The organism is Micromonospora sp. NPDC052213 (genome assembly GCF_040679695.1).
In the GTDB taxonomy this organism is placed as follows: domain Bacteria; phylum Actinomycetota; class Actinomycetes; order Mycobacteriales; family Micromonosporaceae; genus Micromonospora.
Genome location: NZ_JBFAVI010000119.1, coordinates 1 through 21,680 on the forward strand (window position 1 = coordinate 1; position 21,680 = coordinate 21,680).

A 21,680-nucleotide genomic window follows, 5' to 3' on the forward strand; every position below is an offset into this window, starting at 1 on the left:
CCGCCCGGGCGCCGGGGGCGGGCCCGTCCCGTCCCCGGCGCCCCGCCGCCCGCCCCCGGGGCGCCGGCACGGTGTGAGAGGGGAGCCCCTCTCCACCGGAGGCGTCAGGACGGTGCCCTTCCCGTCTCCCGCCCCCCCCATCCCACGACCGACAGGTCCGGTACCGCACGAAGGAGAGGACCTCATGATCGATGTCACGCTGGAGTCGGTGAGCAAGCGCTTCGCGCGCGGCGGCGACACCGCGGCCGTGGACGACGTCGACATCACCATCGCCGCCGGGGAGTTCTTCACGCTGCTCGGCCCGAGCGGCTGCGGCAAGACCACGACCCTGCGCATGGTGGCCGGGTTCTACTTCCCCACCTCCGGCCGGATCCGGTTCGGCGCGGAGGACGTCACCCGCCGACCGCCGAACAAGCGCGACACCGGCATGGTGTTCCAGAACTACGCGCTCTTCCCGCACATGAGCGTGGCGCAGAACGTCGCGTACGGGCTCAAGATCCGCAAGGTCGGCCGGGCCGAGTCGCGGCGCCGGGTCGAGGAGGCGCTCGGGCAGGTGCACCTCGCCGGCTACGGCGACCGCCGCATCGACGAGCTCTCCGGCGGCCAGCAGCAGCGCGTCGCCCTCGCCCGGGCCCTGGTGATCCGGCCGCGCACCCTGCTGCTCGACGAGCCGCTGTCCAACCTCGACGCCAAGCTGCGCGAGGAGACCCGGGTGGAGATCCGCCGCATCCAGCGCGAGGCCGGCACCACCTCCATCTACGTCACCCACGACCAGGCCGAGGCGATGGCCATGTCGGACCGGATCGCGGTGATGCAGTCCGGCCGGGTGCAGCAGATCGGCGCCCCGCAGGAGATCTACCACCGCCCGGCGACCAGCTTCGTGGCTCGCTTCATCGGCCGCAGCAACGTGCTCTCCCTGCCGGTGGCCGGCGCCGCCGAGCGGGCCGTCACGGTGAAGCTGCCCGCCGGCGGCGAGATCGCCGTCCCCGCCCCGACCGGGCACGGCCTGCGCCAGGGCGACACCGCGCTGGTGTCGGTCCGCCCCGAGCACATCGGCCTCACCTCGGCCACCGACGCGGAGGCGCTGCCCGGCCGGGTCACCGAGGTGGAGTTCACCGGGATGGCCACCAACCTCGTGGTCGACGTGGCCGGCGAGTCGGTGCAGGTCGCCGCGATCGACGTGCCGGACGGGATCGCCGCCGGCGACCAGGTCGGGCTTCGGCTGAACCGCGAGCGGATGTGGGTGGTGCGCCCGTGAGCACCATTCCCGCCACGCCCAGCCCGGCCACCGTCGCCCCGGTCGCCCACGAGCCGACGCCGCCGCGCGCGCCGCGCCGCCGGCTCGCCGACCGGTTCGCCGGCGGCACCGGCTCCCGCTGGTTCCCGTACGTCCTGGTCTTCCCGCTCGCGCTGATCCTCTTCGGGTACGTGGTGCAGCCGATGTTCGCCACCTTCGCCGAGAGCGTCGGGGTGGACGGGGTGGAGAACTACGGCGCCTTCCTCTCCGGCGACGGGGTGGCCCGCTCGTCCCTGGTCACCTCGCTGATCATCTCCGCGGCCAGCGTGCTGCTCTGCGGCGTCGTCGGCGTGGCGATGGCCTTCCTGCTCAAGCGGTTCTCGTTCCCCGGTCGCCGGCTGATCGAGGCGATCATCCTGGTGCCGGCGGCCCTGCCGCCGCTGATCGGGGCGATCTCGTTCCAGCTGCTCTACAGCGAGACGGGCATCCTCCCGCGCGGGCTCCAGCAGCTCTTCGGCACCGAGAACCCGGTGCTGCCGTTCAGCGGCATCGCCGGGGTGCTGGTGGTGCACACCTTCACCATGTACCCGTACTTCTACCTGTCCGCCTCCGCCGCGCTCGGCGGGATGGACCCCTCGGTGGAGGAGGCCGCGTACAACCTGGGGGCCGGCCGGGTCCGGGTGTGGCGTACGGTGCTGCTGCCGATGCTCACCCCGGCGCTGGTCTCCGCCTCGCTGCTGGTCTTCATGACCTCGCTGGCCTCGTACACCGCCCCGCTGCTGTTCGGGGTGGACCAGACCATGACCATGCAGATCTACATCAACCGCACCAACGGCGACCTGCCGATGGCCTCCACGTACGCCTCGGTGCTCGGCGTGGTGTCGGTGCTGTTCCTGCTCGGCATGCGCTGGTACGAGGGGCGGCGCAGCTACCGGTCCCAGTCGAAGGGGGTCGCCGCGCACCGGCGGGAGATCACCAACCCGTTCGGCAAGTGGCTGGCCCTGGTCGCGTCGATCCTGGCCACGGCCGTGCTGCTCGCCCCCGTGGCGACCATCGCCCTGGTGGCGTTCTCCGCCGACGGCTCCTGGACCACCGAGGTGATCCCGGCGGCCTACACCACGCAGAACTTCGTCACCATCTTCTCCGACCCCGAGGCGTTCCAGCCGATCCTCAACTCGCTGCAGATGAGCCTGATCGCGACCGTCGGCTGTGTCGTGGTCGGCGTGCTCATCGCGTACGCGGTGCGGCGGCTGGACTTCCGCGGCCGGGGCCTGCTGGACGTGGCGGTCATGCTGGCCTGGGCGCTGCCCGGCACGGTGGTGGCGATCAACCTGATCTCGGCGTTCAGCACCGGCAACGCGTTCAGCTTCGGGCAGGTGCTGATCGGCACCTTCTGGATCATGCCGCTGGCGTACTTCGTGCGGTTCCTGCCGTTGGTGTTCCGGTCCAGCTCGGCCACCCTGGCGCAGATCGACCCGTCGCTGGAGGAGGCCGCGCGCAACCTGGGCGCGTCCTGGTGGCGGGCGTTCGGCACGGTCACCCTGCGGCTGATGCTGCCCGGCGTGGTGGCCGGCGCGCTGCTCGCCTTCGTACACGGCGTCGGCGAGTTCGTCGCCTCGGTGCTCATCTACACCTCCGACACCGCGCCGATCTCCGTGGAGATCAACAACCGGATGTACTCGTTCGAGGTCGGCACCGCCGCCGCGTACGGCATGCTCCAGGTGGTCCTGATCTTCGTGGTGATGGTGGTCTCCGGCCGGCTGGAAGGCGGCCGGCGCTCCAGCCGGGAGGCGGCGCGGTGGACGGCGTGAGCGCGGCCTGGCCGGCGGGCGGCGGGCTGGTCCCCGCCGCCCGGATCCCCGGCGGGGAACTGGCGGCGGTGGCCGAGGCGGCGGACTTCGCGGTGCTGCCGGTCGGCGCGGTCGAGTGGCACGGCCCGCACCTGCCGCTCGGCACCGACCTGATCCTCGCCCAGGGCTTCGCCGCCGAGAGCGCGGTCCCCGGCGACGGCGACGGGACCCCGGGCGGCGCACCCGGCACGGCGGCGGGTCCGCGCGGGGTGCTCTTCCCCGCCGTGCCGTACGCCGCGTGCCCCGGCCAGACCCGGCCGTGGCCCGGCACCGTGGCGATCCGGCCGGAGATCGCGGTCGGCTACCTGGCCGACGTGATCGAGGGCATCGTGGCGGCCGGGTTCCCCCGGCTGCTGATCGTCAACGGGCACGACGCCAACATGTCCACCGTCCGGGCCGCCATGGAGTGGGTCTCCGGGCGGCGCACGGCCAGCCTGCTGCTGGTCAACTGGTTCCAGCTCGTGACCCCGGCCGAGACCGCCGAGCTGTACGGGCCGCTGCCGGCGCGCGGCCACGGCGGGGCGTACGAGACCGACGGGGTGCTCGGCTTCGATCCCGGCGCGGTGCGCCTCGACGCGGTCGCCGACCTGCCGCCGAGGCCGAAGCTGCCGGTGACCCACCCGTACGTGCTGGTGGAGTCCCGCCCCGAGCCGTGGCAGGGCTGGTCGGGGCACGTCTCGCTGGCGGGCGAGCAGACCGGCCGGCGGGTCCGGGAGCTGGCCGCGACGCGGCTGCGGGAGGTCGTCGCCGCCTGGGTGGCCGCCCCGCTTCCCGCCCCGCCCACCGACGCCCCGCTGCCCGCCGACACGCCGGTCGGCGCCGCCCCGCCGCCCACGGACGTTCCGCCCGCCGGCACCCCGCCGGCCGGCGGGCCCCAGCCAGAGGAGGCACCGTGACCGTCGACCGCGGACTCGACGTCGTCGACTTCCACCTGCACTTCCGCATCGGCGCCGACGAGACGATCCGGGCGTGCGAGCACGCCGCCGGCATGCACCCCGGCGGCGAGCACGAGCGCGCCGTCCGCGCCGCCGGCTCCGCCCCGTACGCGGCGCAGTGGCGGCAGGCGTGGGGCTTCCCCGACCCCGAGCCCCCCGCGGCGCGGTGGGAGGACGAGGCGGACCGGTGGGCGCAGGAGCTGCGCGCGGTCGACATCCGCCGGGCCGTCTTCGTCACCGGCGGCGGCAACGACACCGTCGCGGACGTGGTGGACCGCCACCCCGACCTGCTGCTCGGCTTCGCCCACCACGACCCGTACGGGCCGGACGCCGCCGCCGAGCTGGAACGCGCGGTCGTCGAACGCGGCCTGCGCGGGCTGAAGCTCTTCGCCCCGCTGCTGCGCGGCCCGCTCGACGACGAGGCCCTCGACCCGCTGTGGGGCACCGCCCAGCGCCTCGGCGTGCCGGTCCTGATCCACATCGGCCACTACGGCAGCGCCGGCGGCCTCTCCCACGGCCGGTACGGCGGCCCCGACGAGCTGGCCCGGATGGCCCGCCGCTTCCCCGAACTGGCCGTGGTGGTGCCGCACTTCGGCGTCCAGCACGTGCAGGACCTGCTCTTCGCCGCCTGGGGCTGCCCCAACATCCACGTCGACACCTCCGGATCGAACCAGTGGGTGCGCTGGATGCCGTACAAGCTGACGCTGGACGAGCTGTTCCGGCGCTGCTACGAGACCATCGGCCCGCACCGGATCGTGTTCGGCAGCGACTCGTCGTGGTTCCCGCGCGGCTACGTCACCCGCTACCTCGACGACCAGCTGCGGATCTGCCGCGAGCTGGGCCTGCCCGACGACCACCTGCGCGCGATCTTCGCCGGGAACGCCGAGCGTCTGCTCGGCCTCGACCACTGACCGGCTGACGACGGGCGCGGCGGGTGACCGGCGCGCCCGGCACGGAAGGAAGTAGAGAACCGTCATGAACACACCCGCGCTGACCACCTACCAGCGGCACCACCTCCGGCCGACCTACGACCACCACGTCGGGTACCTCTTCCCGGCCATGGTGCGGGCCAGCCAGGCGCACGTGGTGATGCTGACCGAGCAGGGGCTCATCCCCGCCGAGCGGGGCGCCCGGCTGCTGCGCGGGCTGGCCGAACTGCGCGCCGACACCGCCGGTGCGCCGGAGTTCGACGGCACGTTCGAGGACACCTACTACCTGATGGAGAAGCGGCTGGCGCAGGCGTGCGGCATCCCCACGTCCGAGCTGGACGTGCAGATGGCCCGCAGCCGCAACGACCTCGACGCCGGGGTGTTCCGGATGCTGCTGCGCGACCAGTTGCTCGGGGTCCTCGACCGGGTCCTGGCCGCCGGCGCGACCGCCCTGGACTCGGCGCACCGGTACGCCGACGTGGTCATCACCGGCTACACCCACCGCCGGCCGGCCCAGCCCACCACCATCGGGCACGCCCTCGCCGGCTACGCCGAGGCCCTCGCCGGCGAGGCCGTCGCGTACGCCGACCTGATCGAAACCCTCAACACCTCCCCGCTGGGCTCCTGCGCGTTCGCCGGCACCGACCTGGACATCGCCCCGGCGCGCGTGGCCGAGCTGCTCGGCTTCGGCGGCCTGGTCACCAACTCCTACGAGGCGGTGGCCGGCGCCGACCACCTCGTCCGGGTCGGCACCCTCAACGCCCAGGCCCTCGCGACCGGCGCCCGGCTGGCCCGCACCCTGATGGACTGGCTGAGCTGGCGCTGGGTGACCACCCCCGGCGACTTCACCCAGGGCAGCAGCATCATGCCGCAGAAGCGCAACCCGGTGGTGCTGGAACACCTCGTCTCGATGGCCGGCGCCACCGCCGCCGACGCCGCCTCCGTGCTCAACAACGTCGGCGCGGCCTGGTGGGAGGACTCCAACAACGCCACCACCGACGTGCAGGTCCGGCTCTGGGAGAGCAACGACCGCACCGACCGGTTCTTCGCCCTGCTCGGCGGCTTCCTCGCCGAGATCGAGCCGCTCGAGCCGCCGTCGCGGGAGGAGATCGTCGCCTCCGGCGCCACCACCACCGCCGCCGCGGACGCGCTGACCCGGCACGGGGTGCCGTTCCGGGCCGCCCATTCCGTGGTCGGCCGGCTGGTGCGCGGCGGCGCCCCGGACACCTGGACCGCGCAGACCGTCCGCGCGGCGGCCGAGGGGATCGCCGACGGGCTGGCCGACGCCGCCGTCGCCGACCTGATCGCCGCCGCCGTACGCCCCGAGCTGGTGCTCGACCGCGCCCAGGTCGACGGCCCCGGCGCGGACGCCGTCCGGGCCCAGGTGGCGGTGCTGCGCGGCACCTTCGACACCGTCGCCGGCCGGCTGGCCGCCGTCCGGGACCGGCTGGCCGCCGCCGACAAGGCGTTGGACGCGGTCGCCGCCGAGCGGGCGGGCCGATGAGCGCCGGCGCGGGGGTCGTGACCACGGGGACGGGACGGTGAGCGTGCGGTTGGCCGGTCGGGCCGCCGAGGCCGCCGAGGCGGCCGGCGACGCCGGCGTGCTGCTCGGCATCGACTTCGGTGGCACCAAGATGGCGGTCGGGGTGGCCGACGGGCAGGGGCGGCTGCTGGCCCGCGAGCGGGTCCCGACGTACGCCGAGCGGGGCGCCCCGCAGGCCCTGGACCGGGCGCTGGAGCTGGCCGCGAAGCTGGTGGGGGAGGTCGGCTCGCCGGTCGTCGCGGCCGGCATCGCCTCGCCCGGCGTGGTGCGGCCGGACGGGATCGACCTGGCCCCGAACGTGCCCGGCTGGGACCGGCTGCGGCTCGCCGACGCGGTCCGGGACCGGTTGGCGGTGCCGGCGGTGGCGGTCGACAACGACCTGAACGCCGCCGCCCTGGCCGAGCTGCGGATCGGCGCGCTGCGCGACGCCGACCCCGGCCTGGTGGTCGGCCTCGGCACGGGCGTCGCGGCGGCGGCCACGGTCCGCGGGGCGGTGCTGGCCGGTCACCACGGGGCGGCCGGCGAGATCGGCTACGCCGTGGCCGGCGGTCCGTGGCCGGGCACCATGCTGGAGCTGGACTTCTCCGGCCGGGCGCTGGACGGGCTCGCGGACTCGCTCGGGCTGTCGGGCGGCGCGTCCGCGCTGGCCGCCGCCGCCGAGCATCCCGGCCCGGCCCGGGACGCGCTGACCGCCCGGGTGGACGAGCTGGCCCGACACCTGGTCACCTGCTGCCTGCTGCTCGACCCGCAGCGGGTGGTGCTGGTCGGCGGGGTGGCCGGCAACGGACTGATCCGGGGTCTGTTGGGGGAGCGGCTCGCCGCGGTCCTGCCGTACCCGCCGGAGGTGGTCCTGTCCCGGTTCGCCGACGACGCCGCGCTGCTCGGCGCGGTGATCCTCGCCCGCGAGGCGGTCCCGACACCCCGGTGACACCCGGTGCCGACCGGCGGCCGGCTCCCGCACCGGGGGTCGGCCGCCCCGTCGTTGTCGGTGCCCGTCGATAGGGTCCCAGCTGTGACGCACACCGACTGGTCAGACGTACGCGGGCGGCTCGCCCGGCTGGCCGCTCACCCCGGCGGTGACAAGGTCTTCGGCGCCCACGCGCACCGGTGGACGCTGGAGCCGCCGCTGCGCGCCGAGGAGATGGCCGAGCTGGAGGGGCAGCTGCGGGTCGAGCTGCCCGAGGAGTACCGCTCGTTCCTGCTCGCCGCCGGCCGGGGCGGCGCCGGGCCGACCTACGGGCTGTTCCCGCTGCGCAGGGTGGACGGCCGCTGGGCGTGGGAGGGTGACGGAGCCGACCTCACCGATCGGGACACGCTGCACCAGCCGTTCCCGCACACCGAGCCCTTCAACCCGGCCGACGGGCTGCCCGAGCCTCCCGACGAGGAGGACTACGACACCGTCGAGGCGTTCAACGAGGCCGAGGACGCCTACTGGGAACGGCACGACAGGCTGGTCTACGCCCCCGACCACTCGATCGGGCTGCTCTACCTGTGCCATCTCGGCTGCGCGATGCGCGAGGCGCTGGTGGTCAGCGGCCCGGCACGCGGTCAGATGTGGGCCGACGACACCGCCGACGGCTCCGGCTTCCGGCCGCTGCGCGACGCCGACGGCACGCCGCTGGGCTTCGCCCGCTGGTACCGGCGCTGGCTCGACGAGGCCGACGCCGCCGGCGCCTGACCGGCCGCGCGGACCGCCGTCCGCCGCTGGCAGCGCAGCCGGACCGACGGCCGGCGAGGGCGGCAGAAGTGTCGGTGGGCGCGGTTACGGTGCGGGCATGACCGCCCCTGGAGACGTGCCGTCGGAGTTCCTCGACCGGCTGCGGCCGATCTGTCGCGAGCTGCCGGAGAGCTACGAGGAGCCGGCCTGGGTGGGGGTGCGCTGGCGGATCCGCAAGCGCACCTTCGCCCACGTGCTCACCGTCGACCCCGACCACCAGATGGCGTACGCCCGGGCCGCCGCGACCGACGAGCCGACCTGCGTGCTGACGTTCCGCGCGCCCCTCGACGAGGTCCACGCGCTGGTGGCCGGCGGCCACCCGTTCTTCAAGCCGGACTGGGGCGCCGACGTGCTGGGCATGGTGCTCGACGACGGCGTCGACTGGGCCGAGGTCGGCGAGTTGCTCACCGAGAGCTACTGCCTGCTCGCCCCGAAGAAGCTGGCCGCCCGGATCACCGGGCCGGTCGGGTCGGCCTGAGTCCCGGCAGCACGCCGGTCACGACGACCGCCGCACCCGGCAGGTGGGTGCGGCGGCGCAGACGTTCGGCACCGACCGGGCGCGTACGTCCGGCTCGGCCCGAGGTTGGCGCCCTACGCGGCCGACGCGGTCGGCCGGGGGCGTCGCGCCGACCCGGCTGCGGCCGGCCGGTCGGTGCGGTCCGGCTGCCTCGGGACGCCGGGCGACGACGGCTGCGTGGCGGAGTCGGCCCGGGCCACGCGCAGCGCGTGCTGGGCGTTGTTCCAGGCCGGGCAGGGCCACGCCTGGCCCGCGCAGAGCAGGTTGCGGCATCCGCCGTTTCCGTCCGGTTCGTGGGCGTCGGCCACGTCCAAGGCGAGCTTCCACAGCAGTGGATCGGTCACCTCGTCAGGACGGTCGGCCTGGCGGTCGGACCGGTCGATGCTGGTGTCGGACACGAGTGATCCCCCCTCGGGCGCAGGTGCGACTTCCACCTTCTCCATTTTCCGTGCCGGTGAAACCTCCACCCCGGCACAGCGTGGCAGGCGTCGGGCGGACGCCCGGGGAGGCTCGCGCGGTCAGTTCAGGTCGAGTTGCGCGGTGACGATCTTCCCGGCGGGCATCGGCGGCCGGACCGTGCCGTCACCGTCACCGTCGGTGTTCGGCGGGTTGCCGGGCCGGCCGAGGAGGTCCGCGCGCCACGCCCTCCGACGCCACGGGCGCCATGAACGCGGTCGTGGCGGTCGGTGTCTGCGCGGCCACCCGTACCTCGGTACGGCCGTCGCGGTCCCGGACGCTGGTCAACACTACACCGTGCCCGTCCGCCGCCGGCCCGGTGGTCGGGGCCGGTGGCGGACCGGTCACGAAACGTCGAACCCGTCTCTCGAACTCGGCTGCTGCCGCGCACCGCGCTCCGGATGGATCACGTCAAACCGTCGGTGGGGGTGCCTGTCGGGCGATCCACCGTAGAGGGCTGACGCCGACGGGGATGCTGCGCGGCGTGCAGGTAGGCGACCAGGAGGTCGACGATCTCGTCGGTCAGCTGTTGGGTGTCGATGTCGCCTTGTTGGCTGACGTACCGGTGAACCAGGGACTCGATGACCGCTACCACGATGCGGGCGTTGCGTGCTGGTTCGGGGAGGTCGAGGACGGGGTCCTGGCGCAGGAGCTGCTCGACGGTGTCGGCGGCGTCGCGTTCGGCCTGGTGGAATCGGGCCAGCAGCTCGGGCGGGCGCGGGGACTCCTCGAACAGCACCTTGTGCAGGCGTGGGTCGCGTGTGTGCAGGTCGGCGTACGCGGCGACGGTCGCGGGCAGCCAGTGCATCAGCGTCGGAGGGGTGGCGGTGGCGGCGAGGGCCGCTCGCACGGTCGCGGCGCTCTCGTCGACGTGTGCGAGTGCGAGGGTGAGCAGGATCGAGTCCTTGTTCGGGAAGTACTGGTACACCGAGCCGACGGAGAGCCTTGCGGCCTCGGCGATGCGGTCGGTGGTGCCCGCGGCGTGCCCGTAGTCGGCGAAAACGCGAGCCGCGGCGTCGAGGATGCGCTGGCGGGTCTGCCAGGAGCGTTGCTGTTGGGGCGTTTTCCTGGGCTGATGCGGTGACGGCCGAGAAGGCAACCGAGCTCCCGAATGCGAGTACCAGAAAGCGAGGAATTCCTCATACCATAGCCGGGAACTGCGGAGACTCGCCTACTGCGAGGCGGTGGGCGTGGCGAAGCCGAATGAGGTCAGCGGGGAGGGACCGAGGGTGGTCGCGCAGGACACCTATCAACACGTCACGCGCTGGCGCGCCTACCAGCGGTTCTATCCCGCGCAGCTGCGCGTCACCGCAGCCAACGCCCCGACGGAGCAGTGGTGGCGGTGGCGCGGCACGGACGTGCACCTGGACCGGCTGGCAGCGCCCGACGCGCCGGCCAAGCTCATCCTGCTGCACGGCGCGGGCGGTTACGGACGCATGCTCGCGCCCTACGCGCGCCTGCTGACCCGCACCACACCGATGGAGGTGGTGGCGCCGGACCTGATCGGCTACGGGTTGAGCAGGACCGGCAAGCGACCGGTCGGCTACCAGGAGTGGATCGACTGCGTGGCCGACCTCGTCGTGGCCGAGAAGGCGCGCGACGGGCGACCGGTGTTCCTGCTCGGGGCGAGCATGGGTGGGATGTTGGCCTACTCGGTCGCCGCCCTCGGGAACGTCGCCGGCCTGATCGTGACCTGCCTGCTCGACCCACGCGACGTCGCGGTCCGGATGCGGATGACCCGCCTGCCGATCATGGGAAGGACAGCGCTGCCGATGTTGCACCACCTGCGCTGGCTGGGCCGGCTGCACATCCCCATGCGCTGGGTGGCGAACATGGGCGCGATGAGCAACGATTCCGCGTTGACGGCGCTGGTCGCATCGGATCCCGCCGGCGGCGGCAATCGCGTCTCGCTGACGTTCCTCCGCACCTTCCTGTCCTCAGCGCCACCGGTGGAGCCAGAGCAGTTCACCGCCTGCCCGGTGCTGATGGCCCACCCGGCAGCCGACCGCTGGACCCCACCGGAACTGAGCCTTCCCTTCTTCGGACGTATCACCGCACGCACGCAGCTTGTGCTGTTGGACGAGGCCGGGCACCTGCCGATCGAGGAACCGGGCCTCTCCCAGATGCGGCAGGCCGTCGACGGCTTCGTCAGCCAGCTTCTGCCGAGGTGCTGATCCTGGCCACGATCGGGCTGCGTGCCCGGACTGCGGCGGGCACCCTGGCGCTGCCGGCGTTCGCGCAGAGCAGCGGGTGTCTCATCGCGGCGTTCGGGCGGCCACCCACGGAGTTGAGGTCTGGTCTCGACTCGGATCGGGTCCGGCAGGAACGGGGGAGTCTTCGCTTGCCTTGGTGGGCATCCGGCAGGCCTGGGCTATCGTCTGGGCCATTTCGTCGATGCCGTGGACCAGTGCGGTTCCGTTGATGTGCACATGATGCTGTGTGGCTGGGTGGGCATGGAAGAAACTGCCGGGATGAACGACGATGCCGTGCCGACTGAGTCGGGTGCAGACCGAATGCTCGTCGGGAACCGGCAGCCAGATGTGGGGTCCCTCGGTCGGTTCGAGGTCGAATCCGCGTCTGGTGAGGGCCTGGCTGAATTCGGAGTGCCTTCGCTTGCACTCCGCGATGAAGTCGTTCGTGTGGCGTATCGCATTCGCGTCCGTCAATTGGAACGCCAGCGCGAGTTGCAGGACGCGGCTGACCCAGCGTGATGAGTAGGTGAGTCGTAGCCACATCATGTCGATGTACTCCGGCGAGCCGCCTACCACGGCGACGCGCAGGTCGGCGCCGAAGAAGAAGTTGTAGGCCTGCATGTGCACGACACGGCTCGGGAGGCGGGTCGCCAGAGACCGCTGTGCTGACCGCATGAGGGCGGTCTGCGAAAGTTCGAAGATGGGAAATGCTTCATTCTGGAGCAGGGAAGCCGCCCCGTCGATCCACGCGTCGCTGACTGTCAGCCCGGACGGCGCGTTTCCGCTGGGCTGGTAGATCATCGCGGTCGGTTTGCTGATCAGCGCAACCCGTAGTTGATCAAGATCTGGGCCGCCTGGTCGGTAGTCGATGGGGATCGTGGTGGCGCCGATGGAATCCAGGATGTCGAGCACTCGTGCTTGGGTGGGTGACTCGATGATGACCCGATCGCCCGGGCGGACCACGGCGGCAAGCGCCAGTTCGATGGCGTCGATGATCCCGTGGGTGGCGAGAAAATGGTTGGTCTCGAACGGCCAGAATGGCTGGACCGCCTCCGCCAGCTCGGGGGCGACCGGGTCGGCGAAGGTGTTGTGCAGTGCCCGGTTGCTCAGCGCGTAGGCGAGAGCGGGTGCCAGGTCCGGAGGGGGCAGGTCATCCCTTCGCAGATTTCCCAGATCGATGGGCATCGTCGACGAGGTGCGCACCATGCTGTCGAACCGCCTGGCCCGTGGCGGCTGCGGCGGCCCGAGGACGAAGGTGCCGCCGCGGCGCCGGGTCTCGATGACGTACCGGGAGCTGAGCGTCTTCCAGGCCTGCGCCACCGACGACCGGCTCATTCCCAGTTTGGCCGCCAGGTCCCGCACGGTGGGCAGTTGCGACTGGGCCGGCAGGTCGCCGGACGCGATCAGGTCGAGGATCGCCCGGGCCAGCGCGTTGGTCGTGCGCAACGTGAGCCGCGACTGGATGAGTCGCATGCATTCCTGGCTATCCAGCGGCGCTGGTGGTGTCACGGTTGGTGTCCTCCGAATAGCGATACGCGCCCGAGGGTCAACGCCCCATCAAGCGCCGCGGTCGGCGGGGTGGGCGTGCCGGGTGGTGACTGTAGCCGTCGGGCGTGGGCCGCGGGGGGCGCCGGCCCGTGGGTGCGGGGCCGACCCTCGAGGAGGCGGTCAGGATATGTCCATGGACATTGTAATGTTGACCAGAACATAAGCCGAACTTAGCTTCTACGGCAGTTGACCTCGAACTTTGAGGGTTCTGGCCGCGGAGTCCAGCCACCCTGGCAACCGCCCCCCGGAGTCGAACACCAGCCACACGACGTCGCGTACCCCCATCACTTGAACCAGAGGACGTGTGCCCGTGAAAGCCTCTCGACGCCTCGTGGTCGCTGTCGCGCTCGCCGCGCTGGTCGGGCCCGCAGGTTGCACGAAGATCGACGATGACAAGTCCCAGACGCCGACCGCCGCGAGCGAGGTCACGGCCGGCGGGACGTTGACCTTGGCCGCTACCAGCGCTCCGGTGGACTGGAACCCCCTGTCCGCCGCCGGCGACACCACCGGCCAGCGCCAGCAGCAGTGGCCCTTCTATCCGCATCCGTTCCTGACCAACCCCGACACCAGCGTGGTGCTCAACAAGGCGCTCCTGGAGTCCGCCGAGGTGGTCGGCACCAGCCCGATGAAGGTCGAATACAAGATCCAGCAGAAGGCCGTCTGGTCGGACGGGACCCCGATCACCGGCAAGGACTTCGAGTACACCCAGGCGGTGCAGGACCCGAAGAAGTGCGCCGGGTGCAAGGCCGCGTTCACCGAAGGCTACTCGCTGATCACCTCTGTCGAGACCAGCAGCGACGGCAAGACGGTGACGATGACCTACGCGAAACCGTTCGCGATGTGGCAGGCCCTGTTCAACTACATCCTGCCGGCGCACGTGGCCGAGACCTACGGGGACCTGGCGACCTCCTTCAACGAAGGCTTCGGCAAGAACGTGCCGAAGTTCTCGGGCGGGCCGTACCTGATCAAGGATTACCAGGACGGCGTCTCGATGACCATGGTCAAGAACCCCAAGTGGTACGGGGATCCGGCGAACCTGGACACCATCACGACGCGCTACATCTCGGGCCAGGGCGCGCAGATCACGGCGCTGCAGAACGGTGAGATCGATCTGGTCTACCAGAACCCGACTCTCGACACCGTCAACCAGGTGAAGGCCATGAACGGCATGACCGTTCAGGTCGGTTCGACGCTCACCTACTTCCACCTCGGCATGAAGACCACCGGTGACGTGATGAGCGACGCGGCCCTGCGCAAGGCGATCGCCACCGCGCTCGACCTCGACGACATGCGTAAGCGCACGGTCGGCCAGTACGCGCCGGACCTGGTGACCATGAAGAGCAGTACGTACGTCCCCGGGCAGAAGGTGGGTGGCATCGACGCCTACCGCGAGAACATCGACGAGCTCAACATCGGCAAGGGCGACAGCAAGGCCGCGCTCGACATCCTGGAGAAGGCGGGATATCGCGTGACCGACGGCAGGCTGATCCTCCCCGACGGGAAGCCCCTGCGCGATCTGAAGATGTTGACCCTGTCCACCGACGTGCTCCGCATGGAGCTCGCGCAGATCACCCAGTCCCAACTCAAGCAACTGGGCATCACCGTGGCCATCGACGCGGCCGACGGCTCGCGCTACTCGCCGGCGCTGCGTACGGGCAGCTTCGACCTCATGGCCACCGGAACGGCGCTCGACCTGGGTCCGCTGTCCCTGCAGCAGTGGTACGGCACCGGGGCGGCCCGCTCGTTCGGCTACTCGTCCGCCGAGGCGGACCGGATCCTGGCGGCGGCCGCCACCGAACTCGATCCGCGCAAGCAGGTCGAGCTGATGAACGAACTCGACCGGACCCTGATGTCCGACGGCGTGGTGCTGCCGCTGTTCGCCAGCCCGCAGATGGCCGTCCACCCGAACAAGTTCGCCAACATCTTCATCAACCCCAGCAAGTACGGAACCACCATGAATGTCGAGCAGTGGGGTCTGCGCAAGTAGTCGCGCGATCATTCGAGAAAGGATTCAGATGACCATCGACTTTGTGGTGGCCACCCCGCATGACGCGGTGGAATTCAACGACGTCTACCGCAACACCACCGCGAGTGCCGGATACATCGCCTGCAACAACATCTACAACCGGGTGGTTCTCAACGAGTGGTTCGAGATCAACCCGTTCCCGGACCTGGCCACGCACTGGGAGCAGCTGGACGGGTCGCGCCGGTGGCGCTTCCACCTCAACCAGGCGGCACGCTGGCAGGACGGCACCCCGCTGACCGCGCACGACGTCGTCTACACCCACCTGCACGCGATGAAGATGGGATACACCGGCGGCCGGTTCCTGAAGGACGTGGAGACGATCGTCGCGGTCGACGACCACACCGTCGACTACCACCTGCACACGCCCAACGCCGGATTCCTCGTCCTGCTGGGGAACTTCATCTTCACCCACATCCTGCCCCGGCACCTGTACGAGGGAACGGACTGGGCGACGAACCCGCACAACCTGAAGCCGGTCGGCTCCGGCCCGTTCCGGCTGGCGGAATGGATACCGGGCGAGCACGTCGTCATGGAGGCGGTGAAGAACCACTGGGGGCCGCAGCCGGAGATCGACCGACTGATCCTGAAGATCGTCCCGGACCGGGACGAGTGTGTCCGGATGGTGGCCCGCGGTGAGGCTCACTTCTTCCCCCAGGACACCCTGACCAAGGATCGGCTGCACCTGCTCGACGGCGCCACGGCGGACATCGAGCTGCTGCGTGATCCGGGGCCGGGAATGGCGCTGCTGGACTTCAACCACGGCCGGGAGTTCTGGCGGGACCAGCGGGTCCGGGAGGCGGTCGCCCTCGCCGTGGACCGGAAGGAGATCGCCGAACTCGGCGACCCGGGAGTTTCGCAGGCGTGGGACCACTACCTGCTGGGTTCGGTGGAGTGGGCGTTCAACCCGGATGCCAAGGCGCCGGGCCATGACGTGGAACGGGCGCGCGCGTTGCTGGACGAGGCCGGCGTGACGGCCGACGCCTCCGGCGTACGGGCCCGGCTCTCGATGTTCTACATGGACAGCTTCCACGGGCACAAACCACTGGCGGAGATGATCACGCGTCAGCTGGGCGCGATCGGCCTCGACGTCACCTTCGAGGGACTCTCGTCCGTGGACTGGGCGCGCCGGGTCACCGGCGCCCACGACTTCGACCTGATCATCGTCGGCGGATCGATGGCGCCCGACCCGGAGATCACCGCCCCGAAGTACACCAGCGGCGGCCAGGGCAACATGGCCCAGCACCACAACCCTGACGTCGATGCCGCCTACCTCGCCGCACGCACGGCGGGCAGCCTGGCCGAACGCGGCGCGCACTACCGGCGCCTGCAGGAGATCTGGGCCAGGGACACCGAGTGGGTGCCGCTGTTCTGGTACGGCACGTACTTCGCCCGCAGCAGCAAGTTCTACGGCTGGTCCGACCAACTCGGCTACTCCGTGCCCTGGTGGCACTGGGGCCGCATCCGCGCGGTCTGAACCCGCGGTAACCACAGGCAGATCTTCCCGAGGAAAGGAGGCGCGGAGACATGGTTCGGTTGATCCTTCGACGGCTGGCAAGCGCCGTCCTGGTCTTGCTGCTCGCTTCCATCGTGATCTTCACAGTGATCTCGGTCTCGGGAGATCCGCTGGCCGAGCTCCGGGACCGGCAACCGCCGGTCCCGGAGTCGGTGATCGCCGCCGAGGAGGCGCGGTTGGGACTGAACCGGCCGCTACCGCTGCGCTACCTGACCTGGCTCGGCGGGGTGCTCACCGGCGACTTCGGTCCGTCGACGATCGCCACCCGCGACATCGGGGCCGAGCTGGGCACCCGGGTCGGGGTCACCCTGCGCCTGGTCGTGTTGGCCATCGTGCTGGCGCTCGTGCTTTCCCTGATCGCCGGCACGGTGTCCGCGCTTCACCAGCGTCGCTGGCCGGACCTGTTGATGACCCCGGCCGCGTTCGTGCTCCTCGCGCTGCCGTCGTTCTGGCTGGCAGTGCTGTTGAAGCAGTGGGGGATCGGGCTGAACGACCTGACCGGCTACCAGATCTTCTACACGGTGGGGGAGGCGTCGGTGCCCCGACCCGAGGGCATACTTCCCCTGGCCGGGGATATCGCCGGGCACCTGGTCCTGCCGACGATCGTGCTGGCCCTGGTGCACTTCGCGACCTGGAGCCGCTACCAACGCGCGGCGGTGGCCGAGGGACTGGCCGGGGACCACGTCCGGTTCGCCGTGCTCAAGGGGCTGTCCCGCCGGCGCATCGTCAGGTCGTACGTGGTCCGCCCCGCGCTCATCCCGATCGTGACCATCGTCGCGCTGGACCTTCCGGTCGTCTTCTCCGGCGCGGTGATCACCGAGACGGTCTTCCAGTGGCGCGGCATGGGCGGGTTCCTGCTCGAGTCGATCGCGCTGCGCGACACGAACGCCGTACTCGCGTGGTTGCTCATCGCCGCGACCGCCGTGGTCGTCTTCAACCTTCTCGCCGACATCCTGTACGGCCTCGTGGATCCGCGGGTGCGTTATGCCAAATCCTGAGCTGACCAAAGATCTGGCGATCGAACCCGGCACGCCGGAGCGTGAACCCGGGACGTCGAGGCTGGCCGTCACCGCCCGCCGGTTTCTCCGGCACAGGGTGGGCATGGTCGCCCTGGGCGTACTCGTCATCGTCATCCTCGCGGCCGTCGTCGTCCCGCCGCTCTGGCCGTACAACTACACCGACATCACGTCCGAGCTGTCGCAGGCACCGTCACCACAACACCCGATGGGTACGGACACCCTGGGCCGTGACCTGTTCGCGCTGGTGCTCCGCGGCATGCAGCAGTCGCTCCTGATCGCCTTCTCGGTCACCATCGTCGCCTGCATCATCGGCGTGGTCCTGGGCGTGACGGCCGGATACTTCGGCAGCCTCGTCGACGCCACCGTGATGCGCGCCGTCGATCTCGTGCTCACGCTGCCCACCCTCGCCCTGGCCGCGTTCCTGGGATCGCTGGTCGCCGGCCGGGGAGTCTCCTGGCTCGGCCTCGCGCTGGTCCTCGGGGCGCTCATGTGGACCTCGGTCGCCCGCCTGGTCCGCGGCGTGGTGCTGAGTCTGCGCGAGCAGGCATTCGTGGACGCGGCGCGGGTGATGGGGGCGAGCCCGGCCCGGATCATGTTCCGGCACCTCGTGCCCAACGTTTCGGACCACATCGTGGTGGCCGGCACGCTGATGTTCGGCGTGGCGATTCTCGCCGAGAGCAGCCTGTCCTTCCTCGGGTTCGGGGTGCAGCCACCGGACACCTCGCTGGGCCTACTGGTGGCAAACGCGCAATCGGCGGTGCTGACCCGGCCGTGGCTGTTCTACTTCCCGGGCTTCCTGATCATCACCATCGTGCTGGCGGTCAACTACGTCGGGGAGGGGCTGCGGGACGCCTTCAACCCCAAGTCCTCGCCCACCAACCCCCTGGCGAAGACTCGCTCGACCGTCGGCCGTCGCCGCCGCCGGGAGCTGCCCGTGCGGGAGGTGGCGGGGGCGGGGGAGGCACTGCTGAAGGTGACCGACCTGTCCGTGCGGTTCGGTGCGCAGGTGGCGGTGGACTCGATCAGCCTGGAGATCCGGCCGGGCGAGGTGGTCGCCCTCGTCGGCGAGTCGGGGTCGGGAAAGTCATTGACCGGACTGTCGCTGGTGGGGCTGCTGCCCAGCAACGCGACGGGCACCGGGTCGGTCGTCTTCGGCGGCGACGAACTCACCGGCCTGAGCTTCGAGCAGTGGCGGACGTACCGGGGGCGGAGGATAGCGATGATCCTGCAGGATCCGTCCACCACCCTCAACCCGGTGCTCACCATCGGCGCCCAGTTCGAGGACTCGATGAAGCTGGCCGGCGCCGTCAGCCGCGACGAGGCCCGGCGGCGGGCGGTCGAACTCATGGAGAGCGTGGCCATCAAGGATGCGGAGGCCCGCCTCGACCAGCATCCCCATCAGCTCTCCGGCGGCATGCGCCAGCGGATCGCCATCGCCCTGGCGATGGTGCACGACCCGGATCTCATCATCGCCGACGAGCCAACCACCGCCCTGGACGTCACGGTGCAGGCCCAGGTGATGGCCACCCTCGCGGTGGCTCGGGAGCGTACCGGTGCGGCCATGCTCTTCATCACCCACGATCTGGCCCTCGTCGCCGGTATCGCCGATCGCGTCGCCGTCATGTACCAGGGCGAGATCGTCGAAGAACGGGACGTCTTCGACATATTCGACGACCCTCGATCGGACTACACGCGGAAGTTGCTGTCGCTGGCCCCCCGGCTCACAGGCAAGGCGGTGGAGGGGAAATGAGTGCGGAGACACGCCCCGGCGAGGCCGCCGAGCTGTTGCGGGTCATGGAGTTGGTGAAGCACTTCCGTGCGCCGCGCGCCGCCCGTCGCAGCGGACGGTCCACCGTGCACGCCCTCTGCTCGGTGTCATTCTCGGTCGGCCCGGCGGAGACCCTCGGCATCGTCGGCGAGTCGGGCTCGGGTAAGACCACGCTGCTCCGAACCATCCTCGGACTACAGCGGCCGACCGCGGGTCGGGTGCTGTTCCTCGGCGAGGACGCTTCCCAGCTCAGGGGCGCGAGCGCCCGCGCGCTGCAGCGCGAGCTGTCGGTCGTGTTCCAGGACCCGTACACGTCGTTGGATCCGCGGATGACGGTGGCGGACATCCTCGCCGAGCCGGCGCAGATCCATGGCCTGCCGGCGACCAGCCGGCAGGCGCTGGCCCTCCTTGATCAGGTGCGGCTGCCGGCGGCGAGCCTGCGGAAGTTTCCGCACGAGTTCTCCGGTGGTCAGCGCCAACGCATCGCGATCGCCCGCGCGCTGGCCCTGAATCCGAAGCTGATCGTGCTGGACGAGCCGGTCTCCGCACTCGACGTCTCGGTCCAGGCGGCGATCCTGGGCCTGCTGAAGGAGTTGCAGCGGGAGCGGCGGGTCTCCTACCTCTTCGTGGCGCACGACCTTGCCGTCGTCGCGGAGATCTCCCAGCGGGTCGGCGTGATGTATGGCGGGCAGATGGTCGAGCTGGGCGCGACCGAGCAGGTGATCGGCGAGCCGAGGCACCCGTACACCCGGGAACTCCTCGCGGCCGTGCCGGTGCCCGACCCGCGGATCGAACGAGCCAAGCCCCGAATGCTGCAACGCCGGTGGCCGACGGAATCCGACGGGCTGCCGCCCTGCCCGCACGGCGACCGTCACTAGCGACCGCCGAATGGCCAGCTACTTGTCGAACTGCACAGAAACGGAGAGACGCGCCTATGTCTGTCGATTTCGTCGTGGCGACGCCGCATGATGCGGTGGAGTTCAACGACGTGTACCGGAACGTGACGGGTAGCGCCGGCTATCTGGCCTGCAACAACATCTACAACCGGGTCGTGCTGAACGAATGGTACGAGACCAACCCGTTTCCCGACCTGGCCACGCACTGGGAACAGTTGGACGGGTCGCGCCGGTGGCGCTTCCACCTCAACCAGGCGGCCCGCTGGCAGGACGGCACGCCGCTGACCGCGCACGACGTCGTCTACACCCATCTGCACGCCAAGGAGATGGGCTATCAGGGCGCGATGTTCCTGACGGATGTGGAGACCATCGTCGCGGTCAACGACCACACCGTCGACTACCACCTGCACACTCCGAACGCCGGGTTCCTCGTCCTGCTCGGCAATTTCATCTTCGCGCACATCCTGCCCCGGCACCTGTACGAGGGAACGGACTGGGCGACGAACCCGCACAACCTGAAGCCGGTCGGCTCCGGCCCGTTCCGCCTCGCGGAATGGGTCCCCGGCGAGCACATCATCATGGAGGCGGTGAAGAACCACTGGGGTCCGCGACCGCAGATCGACCGGCTGATCCTGAAGATCGTGCCGGACCGGGACGAGTGCGTCCGGATGGTCGCCCGCGGTGAGGCCCACATCGTTCCCCAGGACACCCTCACCCGCGACCGGTTGGGCCTGGTGGAAGGGGTGCCGGGGGTCGAGATCCTCAAGCGGGAGGGTCCGGGCATGGCGCTGCTGGACTTCAATCACGGCCGCGAGTTGTGGCAGGACCGGCGGGTGCGTGAGGCGATCGCGTACGCGGTGAACCGGGAGGAGATCGCCGACCTGGGCGATCCGGGGGTCTCCCAGGCATGGGACCACTACCTGCTCGGATCCTCGTGGGCCTTCAACCCGGACGCCAAGGCGCCCGGTCACGACCCGGAACGGGCACGCGCCCTGCTCGACGATGCCGGTGTCACCGCGGACCGGTCGGGAGTGCGGGCCCGGCTGTCGATGTTCTACATGGACATGTTCCACGGCCACAGGCCACTGGCCGAGCTGGTTGCGCGCCAGTTGGGCGAGGTCGGGTTCGAGGTGACCTTCGCCGGCCTGTCGTCGGTGGACTGGTCCCGCCAGGTACGCAGGCAACACGACTTCGACCTGATCATCGTCGGCGGGTCGATGGCGCCGGATCCGGAGATCACGGCGACCAAGTACTCCTCCGGCGGGCGGAACAACATGGGCCTGCACCGGAATGCCGACGTGGACGACGCCTACGCCGCCGCGCGGACCGCCGCGACGAGGAACGAGCGCCGCGAGCACTACCGGCGCCTGCAGGCGGTGTGGGCCAGGGACACCGAGTGGGTGCCGCTGTTCTGGTACGGCACCTACTACCCGCGTAGCGAGAAGTTCTTCGGCTGGGCCGACCAGATCGGGTTCTCCGTACCCTGGTGGCACTGGGGACGCATCAGGCCGGTCTCCTGACCGTCGGAACGAGG

At 70.9% G+C, this 21,680-nt stretch carries 18 protein-coding genes; 15 read left to right on the forward strand and 3 right to left on the reverse strand.

Annotated elements, in window-relative coordinates:
- The first annotated feature begins 184 nt into the window (after nt 1-184).
- The 8 genes from AB0L34_RS23955 (at nt 185) to AB0L34_RS23990 (ending at nt 8,689) form a co-directional block, all read left to right on the forward strand.
- Nucleotides 185-1,258 carry an ABC transporter ATP-binding protein gene (locus AB0L34_RS23955; RefSeq protein ID WP_363706718.1) on the forward strand — a complete coding sequence of 358 codons (1,074 nt, stop codon included), beginning with the start codon at nt 185-187 and terminating at the stop codon, nt 1,256-1,258.
- Entirely contained in the window at nt 1,255-3,048 is a 1,794-nt protein-coding gene (locus AB0L34_RS23960) for an iron ABC transporter permease (protein WP_363706720.1), read from the forward strand. The genes AB0L34_RS23955 and AB0L34_RS23960 overlap by 4 nt, the downstream gene beginning before the upstream one ends.
- Complete coding sequence (locus AB0L34_RS23965) at nt 3,045-3,983, forward strand: creatininase family protein (RefSeq protein WP_363706722.1); 939 nt, start codon at nt 3,045-3,047, stop codon at nt 3,981-3,983. The genes AB0L34_RS23960 and AB0L34_RS23965 overlap by 4 nt, the downstream gene beginning before the upstream one ends.
- Entirely contained in the window at nt 3,980-4,933 is a 954-nt protein-coding gene (locus AB0L34_RS23970) for an amidohydrolase family protein (RefSeq protein WP_363706724.1), read from the forward strand. The genes AB0L34_RS23965 and AB0L34_RS23970 overlap by 4 nt, the downstream gene beginning before the upstream one ends.
- Before the next feature lie 64 nt (nt 4,934-4,997).
- Nucleotides 4,998-6,455 carry a lyase family protein gene (locus AB0L34_RS23975; RefSeq protein WP_357461829.1) on the forward strand — a complete coding sequence of 486 codons (1,458 nt, stop codon included), beginning with the start codon at nt 4,998-5,000 and terminating at the stop codon, nt 6,453-6,455.
- A gap of 37 nt (nt 6,456-6,492) precedes the next feature.
- Nucleotides 6,493-7,422 (forward strand): ROK family protein, encoded by a 930-nt coding sequence (locus AB0L34_RS23980; protein ID WP_363706726.1) that lies wholly within the window; start codon nt 6,493-6,495, stop codon nt 7,420-7,422.
- Nucleotides 7,423-7,506: 84 nt separating this feature from the next.
- Entirely contained in the window at nt 7,507-8,172 is a 666-nt protein-coding gene (locus tag AB0L34_RS23985) for an SMI1/KNR4 family protein (RefSeq protein ID WP_363706728.1), read from the forward strand.
- Nucleotides 8,173-8,269: 97 nt separating this feature from the next.
- Nucleotides 8,270-8,689, forward strand: a complete 420-nt coding sequence (locus AB0L34_RS23990) for an MmcQ/YjbR family DNA-binding protein (RefSeq protein ID WP_363706730.1) — start codon at nt 8,270-8,272, stop codon at nt 8,687-8,689.
- Nucleotides 8,690-8,802: 113 nt separating this feature from the next.
- On the opposite strand, the gene AB0L34_RS23995 is transcribed toward AB0L34_RS23990, so the two are convergent.
- Together AB0L34_RS23995 and AB0L34_RS24000 are read right to left on the reverse strand one after the other, a co-directional pair.
- The gene (locus AB0L34_RS23995; RefSeq protein ID WP_357461833.1) at nt 8,803-9,126 is read right to left on the reverse strand and encodes a hypothetical protein; all 324 of its coding nucleotides are present in this window, start codon (nt 9,124-9,126) and stop codon (nt 8,803-8,805) included.
- 464 nt (nt 9,127-9,590) lie between these two features.
- A complete protein-coding gene (locus tag AB0L34_RS24000) occupies nt 9,591-10,283 on the reverse strand; it encodes a TetR/AcrR family transcriptional regulator (protein WP_363706732.1) in 693 nt (230 codons plus the stop codon).
- Between the two features lie 259 nt (nt 10,284-10,542).
- Here AB0L34_RS24000 and AB0L34_RS24005 point away from each other — a divergent pair, with 259 nt between their 5' ends.
- Nucleotides 10,543-11,358: an alpha/beta hydrolase gene (locus AB0L34_RS24005; RefSeq protein WP_363706746.1), complete on the forward strand. Its 816-nt coding sequence runs from the start codon at nt 10,543-10,545 to the stop codon at nt 11,356-11,358.
- An 81-nt stretch (nt 11,359-11,439) separates the two neighbouring features.
- On the opposite strand, the gene AB0L34_RS24010 is transcribed toward AB0L34_RS24005, so the two are convergent.
- Nucleotides 11,440-12,849 carry a PLP-dependent aminotransferase family protein gene (locus AB0L34_RS24010; protein WP_363706734.1) on the reverse strand — a complete coding sequence of 470 codons (1,410 nt, stop codon included), beginning with the start codon at nt 12,847-12,849 and terminating at the stop codon, nt 11,440-11,442.
- Nucleotides 12,850-13,255: 406 nt separating this feature from the next.
- Here AB0L34_RS24010 and AB0L34_RS24015 point away from each other — a divergent pair, with 406 nt between their 5' ends.
- Genes AB0L34_RS24015 through AB0L34_RS24040 form a run of 6 tightly spaced genes read left to right on the forward strand, consistent with a single transcriptional unit; the run spans nt 13,256 to nt 21,666 of the window.
- Nucleotides 13,256-14,911, forward strand: coding sequence for an ABC transporter family substrate-binding protein (locus AB0L34_RS24015; RefSeq protein WP_363706736.1), 1,656 nt, complete (start codon nt 13,256-13,258; stop codon nt 14,909-14,911).
- Between the two features lie 28 nt (nt 14,912-14,939).
- Nucleotides 14,940-16,424: an ABC transporter substrate-binding protein gene (locus tag AB0L34_RS24020; RefSeq protein WP_363706738.1), complete on the forward strand. Its 1,485-nt coding sequence runs from the start codon at nt 14,940-14,942 to the stop codon at nt 16,422-16,424.
- Between the two features lie 50 nt (nt 16,425-16,474).
- Nucleotides 16,475-17,461: an ABC transporter permease gene (locus tag AB0L34_RS24025; RefSeq protein ID WP_363706740.1), complete on the forward strand. Its 987-nt coding sequence runs from the start codon at nt 16,475-16,477 to the stop codon at nt 17,459-17,461.
- Nucleotides 17,448-19,232, forward strand: coding sequence for a dipeptide/oligopeptide/nickel ABC transporter permease/ATP-binding protein (locus AB0L34_RS24030; protein ID WP_363706741.1), 1,785 nt, complete (start codon nt 17,448-17,450; stop codon nt 19,230-19,232). Before AB0L34_RS24025 ends, AB0L34_RS24030 begins: the two co-directional genes overlap by 14 nt.
- Nucleotides 19,229-20,128, forward strand: a complete 900-nt coding sequence (locus tag AB0L34_RS24035) for an ATP-binding cassette domain-containing protein (protein WP_363706743.1) — start codon at nt 19,229-19,231, stop codon at nt 20,126-20,128. Before AB0L34_RS24030 ends, AB0L34_RS24035 begins: the two co-directional genes overlap by 4 nt.
- A 56-nt stretch (nt 20,129-20,184) precedes the next feature.
- A complete protein-coding gene (locus AB0L34_RS24040) occupies nt 20,185-21,666 on the forward strand; it encodes an ABC transporter substrate-binding protein (RefSeq protein ID WP_363706745.1) in 1,482 nt (493 codons plus the stop codon).
- Nucleotides 21,667-21,680: the final 14 nt, after the last annotated feature.